This window comes from Streptomyces sp. NPDC025833 (assembly GCF_055558055.1).
Map to the genome: position 1 here is coordinate 90,185 of NZ_JBVHNF010000023.1, position 16,158 is coordinate 106,342.

Here is a 16,158-nt window from a genome sequence, read left to right on the forward strand (position 1 = left end):
GTCTCGGCGGGGCGATCAGCGGAGCTTGATCGCGCCGCCGTCGGCCATCACCGTCTGGCCGGTCATGTACTGGGCGTCGTCGCTCGCGAGGAAGGCGACGATGGGCGCGACGTCCCGGTCGGGGTCGCCGAACCGGCCCAGCGGCACCTTGGCCGCGGACAGCGCGTACTGCTCGGGGCGGGCCTCGGCCCACTGGGCCACGCCGGCCGTCAGGGCCATCGGGCAGACCACGTTGACGCGGATGTTCAGCGACGCCCACTCATTGGCCACGACACGGCTCAGGCCGCGGATGGCCTCTTTCGCCGCCGCGTAGGAGGCCTGGTTGGGCTGACCGTCGAGTCCGGCACCGGAGCCGAAGTTGACGACCGAGGCGCTGCCGGCCTTCCTCAGCTCCGGCAGGGCGGCGAGCATGAAGTTGCGGGTCGCGTACAGGCTGGTGTCCATGGCGAGATTCCAGTCGTCGTCCGTCTGCTCCTCGAACGGCTTCTGCCGCGACACGCTCGCGTTGTTCACCAGGACGTCGAGCTTCCCGAAGTGCTCGACGGCCGCCGCGACCGCCGAATCGGCGACCGCCCGGTCGGAGACGTCGCCGTGCAGGAAGACCACCGCGTCGCCCAGCTCGCCGGCGAGCGCCTCCCCGGCCTCCCGCTGCAGGTCGACGACGACCACCCGGGCGCCGCGGGCGACGAACAGTTTCGTGATGGCTCCGCCGATGCCGGAGGCGCCTCCGGTGACGATGGCCGACTTGCCCTGCAGGCTGAGAGAACTCATTGGACGCTTCCTTGCGTGATCGCCTGCGGTGCAGGCTGCCCATAAAACCAGAATGAATTCTAGATCGAGCGGTGTGAAGCCAGGATCAAGGCCGTACGGCGACGGCGTCGTCATGACACCGGCTTCGACCCGGGCGGCGCGTGCCCGCGGGGCGGGGTGGCCGCGGGCCGGGCGCCCGCCCCTTGCCGGTGCCGGCCCGCCGCCCGGCAGCTGTTCACCGCCCTCAACCACGACCGGGAGACGACCAAGGCGGACCTGCGCAAGCTCACCGCCCATCTGCCCGCCCCCGCGGGCACCGTGCAGGTCACCGTGCTCAACGGCACCGGGACCCCGGGCGAGGCGGTGAAGGTCGCCGACCGGCTGCGCTCCCTCGGCTTCCGGATCGCGGCCACCGGCAACGCGCCCCGGCCGGTCGACAGGACCACGCTCACCTACGGCCCCGGCCAGGCGGAGCAGGCCCGGGCACTGGCCGGGCACCTGCCCGGCCTGGCGGCCGTCCCGGCCGCAGGGCAGGGGACCACCGCCGTGACGCTGACCATCGGGGCCGACCTGCCGGCCGTCACCGGCTGAGCACCGCACCCGCCGCGGCGTGCCCCGCCGCCCCGCGCGCACCGCGGCTGGTCAAATGAGGCATGGCATCGTCCTGGACCGGTAGCCGGGTGCGCCTGCGCGCCGTCGAACCCGGCGACTGGACGGCGTTCCGGCGCTTCGCCGACGACGACGGACGGCGGGGGAGCCGGCTGGAACTGCCGCGGTCCGCCGAGAGCTGGCGTGCCTGGGCGAGGGAGCAGGCCGTCGATGGGAGCCGGGACGACCGTTTCCGGCTGGTGGTGGAGTCGACGGCCACGGGGGAGCCGGTCGGCACGGTCGGCTCCCACCACACCGGCCCCCGCTCGGGCTGGTTCGAGTTCGACGTCGCGATCGCCGCCGAACACCGGCGCGCGGGCTACGCGACGGAAGCCCTGGTGCTGCTGCTGCGCTACATGTTCGCCGAGCGCCGCTACCACAGATGCCTGGCGAGGATCTTCGCCCATAACGAGGCCTCGCTGGCACTGATGCGCCGGCTCGGCTTCGTCGAGGAGGGACGCCTGCGGGAGCACGTCTTCTTCGCCGGCCGCCACCACGATCTCGTCCTGCTGGGGATCCTCTCCCACGAGTTCGACGCACGGCACGGGGCGGGCGGACCGTGAGCAGGCCCGCGGCTACCGCGGGGTGGCGCGCAGCCGCAGCCCGGCGGTCGTCAGGCCCTCGAAGGTGGCGACCCGGTGGCTGGGGCCCGGTCCGGGCGGCTCGTGCAGGCGGCAGCGGCGGGCGGTCTGCGCGGTGAGGAGCGTCAGCATCGCCATGGCCAGGGCGGTCCCCTCGCAGCCGTGCGGTCCGGTACCGAAGGAGAGGAAGGCCCCGGGGTCCTCCGGCGAGCCCGCGCCGTCGAGCCAGCGCTCGGGCCGGAAGAGGTCCGGCTCGCGGTGCTCCCGCGCGTCGCGGTGGGCGGTGTAGGGGCAGACGAGGAGGGTGGACCCGGCCTCGATGGTGTAGCCGGCGAGCTCGGTCTGCCTCGGCACGCTCCGGGTCAGCAGCCAGCTCGGGGGGTACAGCCGCAGCACCTCGCGCACCAGCGCCTGGGTGTAGTGCAGGCTGTCGACGTGCGTGGCGGTCGTCGTGGCCGGGTCCGCGGGCAGCAGGGCCGCCGCTTCGGCCGCGACGCGGTCCGCCGCGCGGGGGTGCCGGGCCAGGTGGAGCAGGATCCAGCCGGCCGCCCGGGACGGCGTCTCGAAGGTGGCGACGGTGATCCCGGGGAGCGTGTCGAGGACGGCCTCCTCCGGCAGCAGGCCGTAGCGGGAGGAGGGCCGGAGCATCTGCCCCAGCATGTCGTCGCCGAGGCGGCCCGAGGAGCGGCGCCGGCGGACGACGGGCCGCAGGGCGTCGGTGAAGGCGATCTGCTGCCGGGTGCGGAACCGCCGCGCCGGTGTGGGGACCCAGCGCGGCCACACCCAGTGCGTGGGGCGTACGAGCACCTCCCGGGCCAGGAAGAGCTGTCCGGCCAGGGGCAGCAGCGCGGGGGCGTCCTCGGAGTAGAGGTAGTCCACGCCCATCTCCGCCAGGGCGTGCCGGACCAGGGGCAGGACGTCGACGTCCCGGCCCGCGGGCCAGGACCCGGCGAACCGGGCGGCCCGGGGCGCGATCTCACCGATGCGGGACGCGACCGCCTGCGCGCGCAGTCCGCGCATGCGGGCGGCGTGAGCCCGCGCGCGCTCCCCGGGCGCCGGCTGTCCGTCCGGCCGCCGCAACGGCGGGAAGAGGGGCGAGGGCGCCTTGGGGAAGTCCTGCGCGCGGCGCAGGACCGCTTCGCACGGCTCGGCGGTGGCGGCCACGTAGACCCCCGGCTCCAGTCGCCAGACGCCTCCGCACTCCTCGGTGCCACGGCGCGCCAGCGCCAGCCGGTCGCGGCTCCAGGCGGCGAAACCGCCTTCACGCACCTGCGGCGGTTCGTTCATGCGGCCCATGGGATCGTCCCCCGGCCCTCGTAGCTGTCCAGGCCGATCGTCGCCGGCGTGACCTGGGGCCGGCGGGCGCCAGGGAGCACCCGCCGGCGGCGCGGCCGCTCAGTCGCCGGCGTACGCGTCCCATTCGTGCGACCCGTACGCACCGTAGTGGCGGCTGAAGGACAGCCTGCCGAGCAGCTTGGCGATCATGATGCACTCCTCTCGCCTGTCTTCAGCACTGAATGCCACACATGCCATATTTCCACATATCCCAGGTATGGCATGTGGAGCGTTTCCAGGGCATCTCCGGCCGCCTGAAGGGAGGTTGGCCGCCTCGCGGTCCCGGGCGGGACCCGCCGCCCCCGCGGTCGGGGCCGTGGGCGGGGGCCGTCGTCCGGGACCCGGCCGGACCGTGTCCGCCCAGGCCCGTGCACCCCTCGCCGGGGGCCGGCTCACGCCCCCTCGGGGGCTCGGCCGCCCGGGGCGACGGCCTCGGGCTCCGGGTCGGGCGGCGCGGCGTCGCTCAGGCCGAGGCGCAGGTGCTCGACGTGGTAGAGGGCCTGGTCGAGGAGTGCGGCGACGTGGTTGTCGTAGAGGGCGTAGACGACCGAGCGGCCCCGGCGGGTGCCGGTGACGAGGCCGAGGTTGCGCAGCAGGCGCAGCTGGTGGGAGCAGGCGGACTGCTCCATGCCGACCTCCGCGGCCAGTTCGGTGGCCGGCAGCGGGCCCTCGCGCAGGCGGGCGAGGATGAGCAGGCGGGAGGGGGTGGCCAGGGCCTGCAGGGTGGTGGCGACCTTGGCGGCGACGGCCGCGTCCAGGCGTGTGCGCGGGGCGCTGCTGGCAGGTGGTGCGGCTCCGTGACCCATGCGCCCAGGGTACGTGGCCATGAACGCATGAATCGTTGTTCATTTATTCCTGTTACGGTGGCGGGGCCGGACCCCTTCCACCGCCGTCGTTCCAGGGAACCGCCTCGATGTCTTCCACCCTCACCCGCCCGGCCCCGGCCGGCACCGCCCGCGAGGCGGCGCCTCCCCGGCGGCGCACCCGGATCCTCGCGCTGCCCGAGGCCCGCTGGGCGGCCGCGGCCCTGGTGCTGTTCCTGGCCGCGCTGCCGCTGCGACTGACCGGCGCGCCGGCCTGGACGTGGGGCCCGCTGTTCGCCCTCACCTACGCCACCGGCGGCTGGGAACCCGGCTGGGCCGGGCTCCGGGCGCTGCGCGGGAAGACCCTGGACGTGGACCTGCTCATGGTCGTCGCGGCCCTGGGCGCGGCGGCGATCGGGCAGGTGCTGGACGGCGCGCTGCTGATCGTCATCTTCGCCACCTCCGGCGCGCTGGAGGCGGTCGCCACCGCCCGCACCGCCGACTCGGTCCGCGGTCTGCTCGACCTCGCCCCGGCGACCGCCGCCCGGCTCGCCGCCGACGGCACCGAGGAGACGGTGCCGACCGACCGGCTCGGCGTGGGCGACACCATCCTGGTGCGGCCCGGCGAGCGGATCGGCGCCGACGGCCGGGTGCTGAGCGGGTCCGGCGAGGTCGACCAGGCCACCATCACCGGCGAGCCCCTCCCCGTCGCCAAGGAGGAGGGCGACGAGGTCTTCGCCGGCACCCTGAACGGCACCGGCGCCCTGCGGGTGAGGGTCGAGCGCGACCCGTCGGACTCGGTGATCGCACGGATCGTGGCCATGGTCGAGGAGGCCTCCGGGACCAAGGCCCCCACCCAGCTGTTCATCGAGAAGGTCGAGCAGCGCTACAGCCTCGGCATGGTCGCCGCCACCCTCGTGCTGTTCGCCCTGCCGCTGGCCCTCGGCGACGATCTGCGGTCCACCCTGCTGCGCGCCATGACCTTCATGATCGTCGCCTCGCCCTGCGCGGTGGTGCTGGCCACCATGCCCCCGCTGCTGTCCGCCATCGCCAACGCCGGACGCCACGGCGTCCTGGTGAAGTCCGCGGTGGTCATGGAGCGCCTCGGGCAGGTCGACGCGGTCGCCCTGGACAAGACCGGCACGCTGACCGAGGGCACCCCCCGGGTGACCGACATCCGCCCGCTGGCCGCCTCCGGCCTGAGCGAGGACGAACTGCTGCGGCTGGCGGCGGCGGCCGAGCACCCCAGCGAGCACCCGCTGGCCCGCGCGATCGTGGACGCCGCCCGGAGCCGCGACCTCGGCATCCCGCCGGCGGAGGACTTCACCTCCGCGCCGGGCACCGGAGTGCGCGCACGCGTGGCGGGCCGGCCCGTGGCCGTCGGCAGCCCCGCCCGCCTCCTCGCCGGACGCGCCGGCCACCCCGCCGCCGCGCAAGCCGCGGACCTGGAGCGGGAAGGCCGCACCGCGGTGCTGGTCACGCTGCACGACACACCCGTGGGAACGCTGGGCATCGCGGACCGGCTGCGCGAGGAGGCCGCCGCCACCGTCTCCGCCCTGGGCGAGCTGACCGGCAGCGCCCCCGTGCTGGTCACCGGCGACAACCCCCGCGCGGCGGCCCGGCTCGCCGCCGAGGCCGGCCTCACCGACGTGCGCGCCGGTCTGCTGCCGCAGGACAAGGTGAGCGCGGTACGGGAACTGGCACAGGCCGGACGGAAAGTCCTCGTGGTCGGCGACGGCGTCAACGACGCCCCCGCGCTCGCCGCCGCCCACACCGGCATCGCCATGGGCCGCGCCGGATCCGACCTCGCCCTGGAGACCGCCGACGCCGTCGTGGTCCGCGACGAACTGGCCGCCATCCCCGCCGTCGTCCGCCTCTCCCGGCAGGCGCGCCGGCTGGTCGTGCAGAACCTGGTCATCGCCTCGGTGTTCATCACCGGCCTGGTCGTCTGGGACCTGGCCGGCCACCTGCCCCTGCCGCTCGGGGTCGCGGGCCACGAAGGCTCCACCGTCATCGTCGGCCTCAACGGCCTGCGCCTGCTCGCCGACGGCGCCTGGCGCCGCGCCCGCACCGGTACCGGCCGATGAGCCGCCGCACCCGCAAGACCGCCGCCGCGGCGGAGACGGCCCGCTGCACCGTCACCGTCTGCCTGGGCTGCCGCTGCGGCACCACCGGGACCGCCGGCGCCGGCCCCGCCGCCCGCCTGGCCGTACTGCGCCGGGCACTGGAGGGCACCGCCCAGGTGCGGGTGACGGACTGCCCGGACGTCTGCGAGCACGCCGACGTCATCGTGGTGCAACCCTCCGCCGCCGGACGCGCGGCCGCCGGACGCGCGGCCGGCGGACGCCCGGTGTGGCTGGGCCCGGCCGGCGACCCCGCCACCGCCGACGACATCGCCGCCTGGGTGCGCTCGGCCGGCCCCGGGCTCGCCGACCCGCCCGGCGTCCTCGACCTGTACGCGTTCACCCCCTCCCGCCGCGTCCGCCGGGGCGCCGACGGCTGACCGGGGCCGCGGCTCCCGTGGCCGGCCGGGGCGCCGCCGTCCACCCGCGCGCACGCCCTCGCCGCGCCGGACGGGAACGGCCCCGGCGTCCTCGCCTGCGCGAGGACGGGCGCGGTGGTCAGACGGTCTTGACGACGGTGCCGGCGCCCTCGATCGCGGCCGTCTCGTCGGCGGGTGCGGTGGTGTCGGTGACGAGGGTGTGCAGGAGGGCGGCGGGGCCGACGTAGGCGTGGGCGGTGCGGCCGAGTTTGCCGCCGTCCGTGGCGGCGACGGTGCGGCGGGCGGAGGCGACGCTCGCCTTCTTCACCGCGGCGTCGTCGAGGTCGTAGGCGGTCAGGCCGCCGGCCGCGCTCAGTCCGCAGCAGCCGATGACGGCGGTGTCGAAGCGCAGGGCCGCCAGGGAGGCCAGGGCGAGGGGGCCGGTGAGGGCTCCCTCGGCGGCGCGGGGCCGCCCGCCGGGCACGAGCAGCGTGGCCGGGCCGGGCGTCCCCCCGAGCACGTGGATGGCCTGCAGGGACAGGGGCATCACGGTGACGGGCCGCTCGCGCAGCAGGCGCGCGACCTCCAGGCAGGTGGTACCGCTGTCCAGCACGACGCTCTCACCGTCGGCGATGAGCGCGCAGACCTCGGCGGCGATCCGCCGCTTGGCGTCGACCGCCTCGTGGGCGCGCAGCGCGAAGGGCGGTTCCTCGCCCCGGAGCAGCAGGGTGCGCGCCCCGCCGCGGACGCGTTCCAGGACGCCCTGCGCGGCCAGAATGTCGAGGTCGCGCCGGATGGTCATCTCCGAGGCGCCGGTCAGCCCGGCGAGCTCCTGGACCGTGGCGCCGCCGGAGTCCCTGACGGCCTTCGCGATCAGTCCGTGCCGGTCTGCGTTGCTCATACCGCGATTGAACACCACCCGGAAACGAACAACAACGTGTTCGATACCGCGCCTTTCAAACGTACTGTCTGTTCGTTACGGTGGGCGGATGGAACGTTCGCTGCGAGCCGCCCGCGTGGCGACCTACGTCTACTTCGTCCTGTGCGGCACCTTGATGGGCGCCTGGGTGGTGCACATCCCCGGGATCGAGGAACGCGTGGGCATCAGCCACGCCACGCTCGGCGGCCTGCTGGTGCTGCTCGGGCTCGGGGCCTTCGCCGGAATGCGGGTGGCCGGCCCCCTCGCCGACCGCCTCGGCACCCGCACCGTCGTCCCGGCCGGCGGCGTCCTGTGCGGCGCGGCCCTCGTCCTGCCCGGCCTCGCCCGGGACCCGTGGACGCTGGCCGGCGCCCTGCTGGTCTTCGGCTTCTGCAACGGCTGCCTGGACGTGGGCATGAACGCCCACGCCGTGCACGTGGAGAAGGCGTACGGCCGGCCCGTCATGTCGGGCTTCCACGCCACGTTCTCCGTCGGAGGCGTCCTCGCCTCGCTCGCCGCGGCGGGCACCGCGAGCGCCGGCCTGGCCCCGGCCGCCGCCCTGGCCGCCACGGGAGCCGCGGGCATCGTGGCCGCGCTCGCCTCCGCACACGCCCTGCTGCCCGCCGCCCCCGCCGCGGGGAGCACGGCCCCCGCCGCCGGGAGCACCGCCGCCGAGCGGACACAGGCGCCACCGGCCGGTCCGGACCGCGGCACCGCGGGCCGGGTCCGGCTCCTGGCCGTCCTGGCGCTGATGGTCATGCTGTGCGAGGGCGCCGCCAACGACTGGAGCGCCCTGCACCTGAAGGACGTCCTCGGCGCGTCCGCCGGCACGGCCGCCTTCGCCTACGGCACCTTCGCGGCCGCCATGACCCTCGGCCGGCTGCTCGCGGACCGCTTCGCCGCCCGGTTCGGCTCCCGGGCGGTCCTGCGCCACGGCGCGGCCACGGCCGCCGCCGGCATCACGCTCGTGGCCCTCGGCCCGTGGCTGTGGACCGCGTTCACCGGCTGGGCGCTGTTCGGGCTGGGCCTGTCCGGATGCGTCCCGCAGCTCTTCAGCGCGGCCGGGCACGCCGACCTCGCGGCCGCCGGCGCCAACGTCTCCCGTGTCGCCGGACTCGGCTACGCCGGCATGCTCGCCGGCCCCGCCGTCATCGGCTGGCTGACCCACCTCGTCGCCCTCGACCACGCCTTCGTCCTGCTGACCCTGCTGTGCCTGGCCACCGTCATGGGCGCCCGGGTCCTGCGCACCGGATCCGGCCGCACGCCCCGCAGCGAGCCGGCACCCGCCGGAAACTGACCGCTCGTACGACCCCACCCCCGCCCCCGTGCCGTACCAGCCTCCTCACCTCCCGGCCGCCAGGGCCGGGCACGGAACCCCGCAGCCGACCGAAGGAGCCCCTCATGCCCGAGCCCCACACCCCGCCGGCCCGCGGCCGTGTCGGTGTCCTGCTGCCCCGCGACCTCCCCGCCCGTGACGTGCTGCCCTACGCCCGGCGAGCCGAGGAACTGGGGTTCGACCAGCTCTGGGTGGTGGAGGACCTCGGCTGGCGCGGCGGCATCGCCCAGGCCGCCTCCGTCCTGGCCGCGACCGGCCGCATCACCGTCGGCATCGGCATCCTGCCCGCCGGCGCCCGCAACGTCTGCTTCGCCGCGATGGAACTGGCCACCCTCGCCCAGCTCCATCCCGGCCGCCTCGTCGCGGGCATCGGCCACGGCATGCCCGACTGGATGCGCCGGGCCGGCTCCTGGCCCGCCAGCCCCCTGACACTGCTCAAGGAGTACACGAGCGCGCTGCGCCTGCTCCTCGCCGGTGAGCCGGGCCCCGCGAACGGCCGCTACGTGCGCTGCGAGGGCGTGGTCCTCACCGAGACGCCCGACATCGTCCCGCCGCTCGTCCTGGGCGTCCGCGGCCCCCGGTCCCAGCAGGCCGCGGGCGAGATCGCCGACGGGCTCCTCCTGGCCGAACCCGCGGCCCCCGCCTACGTCACCGCCTCCCTGCGCCACCTGGGCCCCGCCGCCACCGGGCGCGCCCCGGAGATCGTCACCTACGACGCCGCCGCCGTCGACGACGACGAGGAGACCGCCCTCGCCCGCGTCCGCACCGGCCTGGCGGCGATCGGCGAGCCGGACTGGGCCGCGCACATCGACCCGCTGCCCTTCGCCGCGGAGCTGCGCGCGCACCGCGCCGCCTGCCCCGACGGCGGCACCTTCGCCCGGACCATGCCCGCCGCCTGGGTCCGCGAACTGAGCATCGCCGGCACCCCCGGCCAGGCCCGCGCGGCGATCGACGCCCGCCACGCCGCCGGCGCGACCAGTGTCGTCCTCGCCCCCGCCGGCCCCGACGCCCCGGCCTCCCTCGACTCGCTCGCCCGCGCCCTCACCCCCCGCCCCTGACCCCGGACCGCCCCTGGGGGCGGCCCCCTACAGAAGACCGAGGTCCGGATCGATGCCGGCCAGCTCACCGCTGAGGTCCCACAGGCGGGCGGCGACGGCCGGGTCGGCCATGTGCGAGGGGACGGGCTCGCACCGCGGTCTGCCGCGCAGGCCGAACACCCGCGGCCCCCACAGCTGCCCTCCCCGCACCTGCGGGTCCACCACGGCCCGGACCACGGGCCAGGCCCCGGCGTCCTTGCCCTGCACCAGGAGCGCGCAGGGCAGGGCGCGCAACCGCTCGCCGGGCGTCGTCACCCCCACCGGCGGGCGGGAGGGGGTGAGGGAGTCCAGGGCGCCGCCGGGGTGGGCCACCACGCTGAGCACCGTGCTGCCGGCGGCCCGCAGGCGACGATCGAGTTCGAAGCCGAAGCACATCTGCGCCAGCTTAGAACGGCCGTAGGTGCGCTTGGGCCGGTAGTCCCGGGCCGACTGCGGATCGTCGAGGTCCAGCCGCTCGGAGCGCGCCGCGAAGCTCCCCACCGTCACGACGCGGGCCGCCGGCGCCGCGGACAGCAGGGGGGCCAGCCACCGGGTCAGCGCGAAGTGACCGAGATGGTTGGTGCCGAACATCAGCTCGTGGCCGTCCCGGGTCTCCCGGCGCGGCGGGTCGTCCAGCGCGACCCCCGCGTTGTGGACGACCGCGTCGAGCCGGTCCAGGCCGAGGGTGTCCACGGCGGCCTTCAGGCCCGACAGGTCGGCGAGGTCCAGTCGGAGGTGCCGCACCCGGGCGCCGGGGACGCGTGCGCGGATCGAGGCCGTGGCGGCGTCGGCCTTCGCCCGGTCCCGGCTGCCGAGGACGACGACGGCGCCGGTGGCGGCGAGCTGCTCCGCGGTGAAGTAACCGATCCCGGCGTTGCCCCCGGTGACCAGGAAGGTCCGGCCCTCGGCGGACGGCAGCCGGTGCACGTCCCACGGTCGGCTCGGGGAGGCGGATACGGAAGACACGATGAAGGCTCCTTGTGCTCTGGACCGGCGTGCTCACGGGGAGCACCGACCCGCCCAAGATCACAACCTCCACCGACATCCCGCCGACAGACCACCCTCCCCGCCGACAGACCCCCGACACCCCCGCGGAACACCGCCCGGACTCGGCACGATGGACGTGCGCACGCCCTGCCGCCCACGAAGAAGCGGAAACTCCTCAAGCGCTGCCTCGCCACCGGCATCGCGCTGGGAATCGTCGGGATGATCCTCCACCTCGCCGACGCCTGGACGGCCGGCTGAACTCCCGTCGGCGGGTCTCCGGACGCGGGGGAGGCCCCGTGGCGCGACGCGGGCCGTCACACGCCCGACGGCTTCACGCGCCGCCGCCGAGTGTGCCACCCTCTCACCGACGCGTGACATTCCCGGCGCCGACGACCGCCAGGCGCAGGGGCGGCGCACCGCGCTCCGACAGGCCCGGGCGAGCGCCGCGCGGGCGCAGGCGGTCAGGTCGCCTCCGGCGGCCGTCCGCCTCCTCGCCTTCGCCCACCTCGGATCACGAGCACCGTCAGGACGCCACCGCACAGTACGGCGATGATCCCCAGCACGAGTGGGATCACCGGCCTGTGCCCACCGTTCCCGGACACGGCCAGGAACATCGCGGCGGCACCGGCGAGGCACATCACCCCTGTGGCGATCCTCAGCCTCGGCACCGATCCGGTCCTCCGCCGTTCACCGCTCCCGCCCCTCCTCATGGCCACCAGCGTGCCCGGGGGGTCGCGGACGAAACCGGCGCTCTGCCGGGTGGGGGCGCCGCTCGGACGAAAACTCCTGTGCGCCGGCTCACGCGCCTCTGCGATCATCCCCGGATGGCGCAGAGTCTCGAATCGCTGGTCATCCGGCACACCCACCGCCTCCCCAATCCTCAGGGCTCCACCGGTCAAGGAGCCGTCGCAGCCCGGCAGTTCGACGCGGCGCTGGCATCCGTGGGCTTCAAGCTCTCGGCCGAGCTGCTGGAGCGGCTGTCGGGGCTGTCCGAGGCCGCGGTCGTGCACACCGCCAGGCGGACGCTGCGCACCGTGAGCGAGATGGTGGGCGACCACGTCCGGCACAACGCGTACTTCATCGACTTCCCGGCGAACGTCCCGGACACCGAGGAGTTCTGGGCGCGGTGCGTGGCGAAGGCCCTCGCCGACGGCACATCGCGCGAGAGCGTGCTGAGGCAGCTGAGGAACGGGCTGCTGAACCTGCTCAGCCTGCCCGCGTACGGCCGCTACCAGCACACCTACGAGGAGCTGCTCGCCGCACAGGACGAACTGATCGCCTCGGCGGGCGACCGGGTCACCGTCCTGCACCTCGGCCGCGACCTGGACGACGAACTCACCGACCTGTACCTGGCTCTGGCCGGCAGCACGACCCCGCTGGGCGAGGACGACCTGCGCGACCTCAAGACCCTCGCCGAGCGGTACGCGCTCGGCCCCCGGCCGGAGGCGATACCGGTCCGGGAGAACCGGGCGGTCCTCAACGAGGCCCGGCTCGCCGCCGGCGCCGACCTCCTCCTCGACACCGTCACCGACGTACTGCGGCTGGCCTGCGCGCTGTCGGGCGGCGACGTGACGCTGCGGGAACCGACCCGGTTCCGGGCGCTGTCGCGGCCGCAGCGCCGGGGACTGCTCGCGGGCCTGGACGCCGTGGTCGCGGCGAACCCTGCGAAGCTCGCCGATGTGCACGCGCACCGGGAGCCGTTCAAGCGGCTCGGCGAACGCCTCCACCCGCACGAGTACCCGCGCTGGCCGCACGCCGCCGACGTGTTCGCGGTCGCACGCGGCGAGAAGGCGGCACGCTCCTTCGACAGCCGGGTCGAGGAACTGCTCGACGCCTCCGACGTCCCCGGCGCGGCGCAGTTGCTGAAGTCCGCTCCCGGCAGGCTGTTCCGCGCCCTGGACCTCCTGCTGCGCACCGCCGACGGCCAGGACGAGCGGGACGCCGTGGTGGCCGCCGCGGTCCAGGCCGCTCCCGGTGTCTCCGGCCGGGTCGTGCTCTCGGTGCGCGAACACCTCCACAACCGGGCACGCGAGAGCGGCGAACCCCGGATCTTCGTCAACCGCCGGGGCCGCGCCTGGGTGACCCCCGACCTCCGGCCGCCGGTACCGGCCGCCGACCGCGACCGCCTGATCGCCGCCCTCGACGACGAGCTGCGCCGCCGGCTCCCCGCACCGGACCGGCTGCTGCTCGACCCCGACGTCCTCGACGTCGCGCTCCCGCTCAGCGGCCGGGCGACCGCGGCCGGGCTCGGCGTCCTGCCGCGGGGGTCGGCCTCCCCGGTCGAGGGCGGACGACTGCGCTTCTTCGTGTACTGGAAGGAGAGCGGGAAGCGGACCGACTACGACCTGTCCGCGCTGCTCCTCCACACCGACTACAGCACCGACTCCTGGCTCTCCTACACGTCCCTCAAGGCCGTCGGGGGCGCGCACTCGGGCGACATCACCGAGGCGCCCGACGGCGCCTCGGAGTTCATCGACCTGTCCCTGGACCGCGTGCGCAGCACGTTCATCGTCCCGCAGGTCAACATCTACGCCGGCGAGGACTTCGAGGAGGTCGAGGAGTCGTTCTTCGGCTTCATGCTGCGCGACGGCGAGCAGAAGGGCCGCCCGTTCGAACCGCGCACGGTGCGGATGAAGTCGGAGCTGCGCGGAACGGGCCGGGTGGCGCTGCCGCTGGTGTTCCGGCGGGGCGACGACGGCCGGTGGCGCGCGAAGTGGCTGCACCTGTACCTGCGGGGCATCTCCTCGGCCAACCGGGTCGAGGAGAACCAGGCGTCCGTGTCGAAGGTGGTGCGCGCCGTCGTGGAACGCAAGCAGCTGACGGTGGGCTACCTGATCGACCTGATGTCCGCCGGCACCACGACCGTGGACCTGTGGGACGGCGAGCCGGTCCCGGACGAGCCCGTGACGTACATCGGCCTCGAACGTCCCGAGGGCCTGCACCCGGACTCCCGGATCATCACCCTCGAAAACCTGCGCGACTTGATCCCCGGCTGAGTGCTAGCGTTGCCCACGGCGAGGCCATGAAGGGGCTTCCTTCTCACCTTCCTTTCCTGAAACGAGTCCTTTCGCTCTCCTCGCCGCCGACTCCGACCGGGAGGCGCCCACCGGGTGCCTCCCGGTTCGCGTGTGCGGTCAGCTCTCCAGAGCGGCGAACACGCCGGGGGTGTAGGAGCCTCCCCGCATCCGCGTGATCACACCGAGCCGGTTCGCGGCGTTGCTCATGGCGACCAGGTTGATCCGGACCGCGCTCTCACCGAACGGACGGGCCCGCCGCACGATCCCGGCGGCCCGGGGACACGCGGTCCGGGGGCTAACCGCGTCCGGAGCGTTCTCGCGCACGCTGGACGTCGTCCTCCGCGGTCGGCAACGGCTTGTGGCCCTCCGACCAGTGGTTGATCCACCCGCAAGCCCCGCACGCGTAGCGGCCGTTCACGCCCGACACCTCGGCGCCGCACTGCCCGCACTGCGTCCGCGTGATCTCCTGCCCCGCCAGGAACTCCGCCGCTGCCGCCGCCGTATCGGTGTCCTGCGCAACCCGGTCGCGCTTCCGTGCTCCAGTCACGCCCCCGACCCTACCCACAGACCCGCCGCGTTCGCGGAGACCGGCCCGCACTGCGGGCACAACCATGCCCCGTTCGAGCCCTGCTGCGCCGCTCCGCCACACTTCGGGCAGTTCACCGGCCGACCCCCTGCCTCCCCGCGCCGCAACGCGCCGACGGAGCCGGCATGAGCCGCCCGCCCCGGAAGCGGTAGACGCCCGCAGGCCAGGCTGAACCCAGGGCACGGACCGGACCGGACCGGCCCGGAAGACGCCGGCGCCGCCGGCCGGCGGTCCTGCCACCCCAACTCGACGTCGCTTTCCCGCCGGTGGGAACACCGGACGGCGCGCAGCCTTGACGCATGACGACAGTGACGACGTATCAGCCGGCGGCCATCGCCTCCGACGTGCTCACCCAACTCCGCGAACGCGACGACGCGGGTGCGGTTCCCCGACCGTACGTCTGCGACGAGGGCGGCGCGCCCCTGCGCTGCTGTCTGCGGCGCAGCCGTACGGGCGAGCGGATCGCCCTGGTCTCGTACGCGCCGCTGCGCCGCTGGGCCGCGCTGAAGGCCGTGACTCCGGGCGCCTACGACGAGGTGGGACCGGTTTTCATCCACGCCGACCGGTGCACCGGTCCCGACCCGGCCGCCGGACACCCGTTCGCCGAGACCGGGGCATCCCGAGTCGTCCGCCGCTACACCGCCCAGGGCGGCATCGCGGGCGGTGCCCTCGTACGACTGCCCCAGGACCACGCCGAGGCACGGACCGTCCTGGACAGCGCCGTACAGGAGGCCTTCACCGACCGGGAAACCGCCCTGGTGCACGTACGGGCGGTGGAGTACGGCTGTTTCCTCTACGAGGTACGCCGGCACTGAGGGCGCCGGCGCAGGACGGTCCGGCCGATCATCCGGCCCTCAAGTACCTCTTCCCAGGCAAGGCGGTGTTGCCCGGGAAGCCCCTGCCCGGTCAGCAGAGCGCGTCGACGGAGCTCTGGAATGTGGTGGTGGCACATGGGCCAAGCGTCTGCCGCCAGGGTCCCGCCAACGCCCCGCCTGCGATCGGCCGTCGCTGCCCTGCCCTGGGGGACGGGGTTAGGCTCGTGGTCGGTCACGGTCACCGATCAGGGGGTTTCGAGGGATGAGCGCACGCGTCACGGCGGTCAGCAGCAACGGGGAGTACTCGTTCACCAAGCCGAACCGGGACAGCGTCACACTGCTCGCCGGGCTCGGTGTGGAGGGGGACGTGCACGCCGGTGTGACGGTCAGGCACCGCTCGCGCGTCGCGCAGGACCCCACCCAGCCGAACCTGCGCCAGGTCCACCTCATCCACGAAGAACTCTTCGCCGAGGTCGGCGAAGCGGGCTTCGAGGTGACGCCCGGCGACCTCGGCGAGAACATCACCACGCGCGGAATCGACCTGCTCGGCCTGCCGGCCGGCACACTGCTGCGCATCGGCGACTGCGCGGTCCTGGAAGTCACCGGCCTGCGCAACCCCTGCCTGCAGATCGACGACTTCCGAAGCGGGCTGCTGAAGCAGGTCGTCGGCCGCGACGACGCGGGCAACGTCGTGCGCAGAGCCGGAATCATGAGCATCGTGAGGGAAGGCGGCGTGGTGCGTCCCGGCGACCCGATCGTCCCGGAACTCCCCGACGGCCCGCACCGGCCCCTGGACCGGGTCTGACCCGATCCCCGGACAGGC

At 74.9% G+C, this 16,158-nt stretch carries 15 protein-coding genes and 1 pseudogene; 9 read left to right on the forward strand and 7 right to left on the reverse strand.

Annotation, left to right across the window (positions count from 1 at the left end; all coding sequences use genetic code 11):
* Positions 1 to 15: 15 nt before the first annotated feature.
* Positions 16 to 771: an SDR family NAD(P)-dependent oxidoreductase gene (locus ACZ4K2_RS32960; RefSeq protein ID WP_467479112.1), complete on the reverse strand. Its 756-nt coding sequence runs from the start codon at positions 769 to 771 to the stop codon at positions 16 to 18.
* Between the two features lie 156 nt (positions 772 to 927).
* Here ACZ4K2_RS32960 and ACZ4K2_RS32965 point away from each other — a divergent pair, with 156 nt between their 5' ends.
* Positions 928 to 1,341, forward strand: a complete 414-nt coding sequence (locus tag ACZ4K2_RS32965) for a LytR C-terminal domain-containing protein (RefSeq protein ID WP_467479111.1) — start codon at positions 928 to 930, stop codon at positions 1,339 to 1,341.
* A 62-nt stretch (positions 1,342 to 1,403) separates the two neighbouring features.
* A complete protein-coding gene (locus tag ACZ4K2_RS32970) occupies positions 1,404 to 1,961 on the forward strand; it encodes a GNAT family N-acetyltransferase (RefSeq protein ID WP_467479109.1) in 558 nt (185 codons plus the stop codon).
* Between the two features lie 12 nt (positions 1,962 to 1,973).
* Here the strand turns inward: ACZ4K2_RS32970 and ACZ4K2_RS32975 are convergent, their stop codons facing one another.
* Together ACZ4K2_RS32975 and ACZ4K2_RS32980 are read right to left on the reverse strand one after the other, a co-directional pair.
* The gene (locus tag ACZ4K2_RS32975) at positions 1,974 to 3,266 is read right to left on the reverse strand and encodes a cytochrome P450 (protein ID WP_467479107.1); all 1,293 of its coding nucleotides are present in this window, start codon (positions 3,264 to 3,266) and stop codon (positions 1,974 to 1,976) included.
* 440 nt (positions 3,267 to 3,706) lie between these two features.
* Entirely contained in the window at positions 3,707 to 4,120 is a 414-nt protein-coding gene (locus ACZ4K2_RS32980; protein WP_467479106.1) for an ArsR/SmtB family transcription factor, read from the reverse strand.
* Between the two features lie 107 nt (positions 4,121 to 4,227).
* Between ACZ4K2_RS32980 and ACZ4K2_RS32985 the strand changes: the two genes are divergently transcribed.
* Positions 4,228 to 6,204, forward strand: coding sequence for a heavy metal translocating P-type ATPase (locus ACZ4K2_RS32985; protein ID WP_467479105.1), 1,977 nt, complete (start codon positions 4,228 to 4,230; stop codon positions 6,202 to 6,204).
* Complete coding sequence (locus ACZ4K2_RS32990; RefSeq protein WP_467479103.1) at positions 6,201 to 6,620, forward strand: (2Fe-2S) ferredoxin domain-containing protein; 420 nt, start codon at positions 6,201 to 6,203, stop codon at positions 6,618 to 6,620. Before ACZ4K2_RS32985 ends, ACZ4K2_RS32990 begins: the two co-directional genes overlap by 4 nt.
* 118 nt (positions 6,621 to 6,738) lie before the next feature.
* On the opposite strand, the gene ACZ4K2_RS32995 is transcribed toward ACZ4K2_RS32990, so the two are convergent.
* Complete coding sequence (locus ACZ4K2_RS32995; protein ID WP_467479102.1) at positions 6,739 to 7,500, reverse strand: DeoR/GlpR family DNA-binding transcription regulator; 762 nt, start codon at positions 7,498 to 7,500, stop codon at positions 6,739 to 6,741.
* 88 nt (positions 7,501 to 7,588) lie between these two features.
* Here ACZ4K2_RS32995 and ACZ4K2_RS33000 point away from each other — a divergent pair, with 88 nt between their 5' ends.
* Both ACZ4K2_RS33000 and ACZ4K2_RS33005 read left to right on the forward strand, forming a co-directional pair.
* Positions 7,589 to 8,815 carry an MFS transporter gene (locus ACZ4K2_RS33000; protein ID WP_467479100.1) on the forward strand — a complete coding sequence of 409 codons (1,227 nt, stop codon included), beginning with the start codon at positions 7,589 to 7,591 and terminating at the stop codon, positions 8,813 to 8,815.
* Between the two features lie 104 nt (positions 8,816 to 8,919).
* Positions 8,920 to 9,912: an LLM class flavin-dependent oxidoreductase gene (locus ACZ4K2_RS33005; protein ID WP_467479099.1), complete on the forward strand. Its 993-nt coding sequence runs from the start codon at positions 8,920 to 8,922 to the stop codon at positions 9,910 to 9,912.
* A gap of 27 nt (positions 9,913 to 9,939) precedes the next feature.
* Here the strand turns inward: ACZ4K2_RS33005 and ACZ4K2_RS33010 are convergent, their stop codons facing one another.
* Positions 9,940 to 10,896 (reverse strand): SDR family NAD(P)-dependent oxidoreductase, encoded by a 957-nt coding sequence (locus ACZ4K2_RS33010; protein WP_467479097.1) that lies wholly within the window; start codon positions 10,894 to 10,896, stop codon positions 9,940 to 9,942.
* 845 nt (positions 10,897 to 11,741) lie between these two features.
* Here ACZ4K2_RS33010 and ACZ4K2_RS33015 point away from each other — a divergent pair.
* Complete coding sequence (locus ACZ4K2_RS33015) at positions 11,742 to 13,913, forward strand: TerD family protein (RefSeq protein WP_467479095.1); 2,172 nt, start codon at positions 11,742 to 11,744, stop codon at positions 13,911 to 13,913.
* Positions 13,914 to 14,051: 138 nt separating this feature from the next.
* On the opposite strand, the pseudogene ACZ4K2_RS33020 reads toward ACZ4K2_RS33015, so the two are convergent.
* Together ACZ4K2_RS33020 and ACZ4K2_RS33025 are read right to left on the reverse strand one after the other, a co-directional pair.
* A pseudogene (locus ACZ4K2_RS33020) lies at positions 14,052 to 14,165 on the reverse strand (carboxymuconolactone decarboxylase family protein); the annotation flags it as partial.
* Positions 14,166 to 14,229: 64 nt separating this feature from the next.
* Positions 14,230 to 14,481: a hypothetical protein gene (locus ACZ4K2_RS33025; protein WP_467479094.1), complete on the reverse strand. Its 252-nt coding sequence runs from the start codon at positions 14,479 to 14,481 to the stop codon at positions 14,230 to 14,232.
* A 338-nt stretch (positions 14,482 to 14,819) separates the two neighbouring features.
* Here ACZ4K2_RS33025 and ACZ4K2_RS33030 point away from each other — a divergent pair, with 338 nt between their 5' ends.
* Together ACZ4K2_RS33030 and ACZ4K2_RS33035 are read left to right on the forward strand one after the other, a co-directional pair.
* Positions 14,820 to 15,335, forward strand: coding sequence for a DUF1203 domain-containing protein (locus ACZ4K2_RS33030; protein ID WP_467479092.1), 516 nt, complete (start codon positions 14,820 to 14,822; stop codon positions 15,333 to 15,335).
* 262 nt (positions 15,336 to 15,597) lie between these two features.
* Positions 15,598 to 16,140 (forward strand): MOSC domain-containing protein, encoded by a 543-nt coding sequence (locus tag ACZ4K2_RS33035; RefSeq protein ID WP_467479091.1) that lies wholly within the window; start codon positions 15,598 to 15,600, stop codon positions 16,138 to 16,140.
* Positions 16,141 to 16,158: the final 18 nt, after the last annotated feature.

What these genes read in the sequence shown, in the direction of transcription:
- ACZ4K2_RS32990 (WP_467479103.1), top strand. Translation starts at nt 6,201, where the DNA reads ATGAGCCGCCGCACCCGCAAGACCGCCGCCGCGGCGGAGACGGCCCGC.
- ACZ4K2_RS33005 (WP_467479099.1), top strand. Translation starts at nt 8,920, where the DNA reads ATGCCCGAGCCCCACACCCCGCCGGCCCGCGGCCGTGTCGGTGTCCTG.
- ACZ4K2_RS32960 (WP_467479112.1), bottom strand. Translation starts at nt 771, where the DNA reads ATGAGTTCTCTCAGCCTGCAGGGCAAGTCGGCCATCGTCACCGGAGGC.
- ACZ4K2_RS32995 (WP_467479102.1), bottom strand. Translation starts at nt 7,500, where the DNA reads ATGAGCAACGCAGACCGGCACGGACTGATCGCGAAGGCCGTCAGGGAC.
- ACZ4K2_RS32975 (WP_467479107.1), bottom strand. Translation starts at nt 3,266, where the DNA reads ATGAACGAACCGCCGCAGGTGCGTGAAGGCGGTTTCGCCGCCTGGAGC.
- ACZ4K2_RS33030 (WP_467479092.1), top strand. Translation starts at nt 14,820, where the DNA reads ATGACGACAGTGACGACGTATCAGCCGGCGGCCATCGCCTCCGACGTG.
- ACZ4K2_RS33035 (WP_467479091.1), top strand. Translation starts at nt 15,598, where the DNA reads ATGAGCGCACGCGTCACGGCGGTCAGCAGCAACGGGGAGTACTCGTTC.
- ACZ4K2_RS33000 (WP_467479100.1), top strand. Translation starts at nt 7,589, where the DNA reads ATGGAACGTTCGCTGCGAGCCGCCCGCGTGGCGACCTACGTCTACTTC.
- ACZ4K2_RS32980 (WP_467479106.1), bottom strand. Translation starts at nt 4,120, where the DNA reads ATGGGTCACGGAGCCGCACCACCTGCCAGCAGCGCCCCGCGCACACGC.
- ACZ4K2_RS33015 (WP_467479095.1), top strand. Translation starts at nt 11,742, where the DNA reads ATGGCGCAGAGTCTCGAATCGCTGGTCATCCGGCACACCCACCGCCTC.
- ACZ4K2_RS32970 (WP_467479109.1), top strand. Translation starts at nt 1,404, where the DNA reads ATGGCATCGTCCTGGACCGGTAGCCGGGTGCGCCTGCGCGCCGTCGAA.
- ACZ4K2_RS32985 (WP_467479105.1), top strand. Translation starts at nt 4,228, where the DNA reads ATGTCTTCCACCCTCACCCGCCCGGCCCCGGCCGGCACCGCCCGCGAG.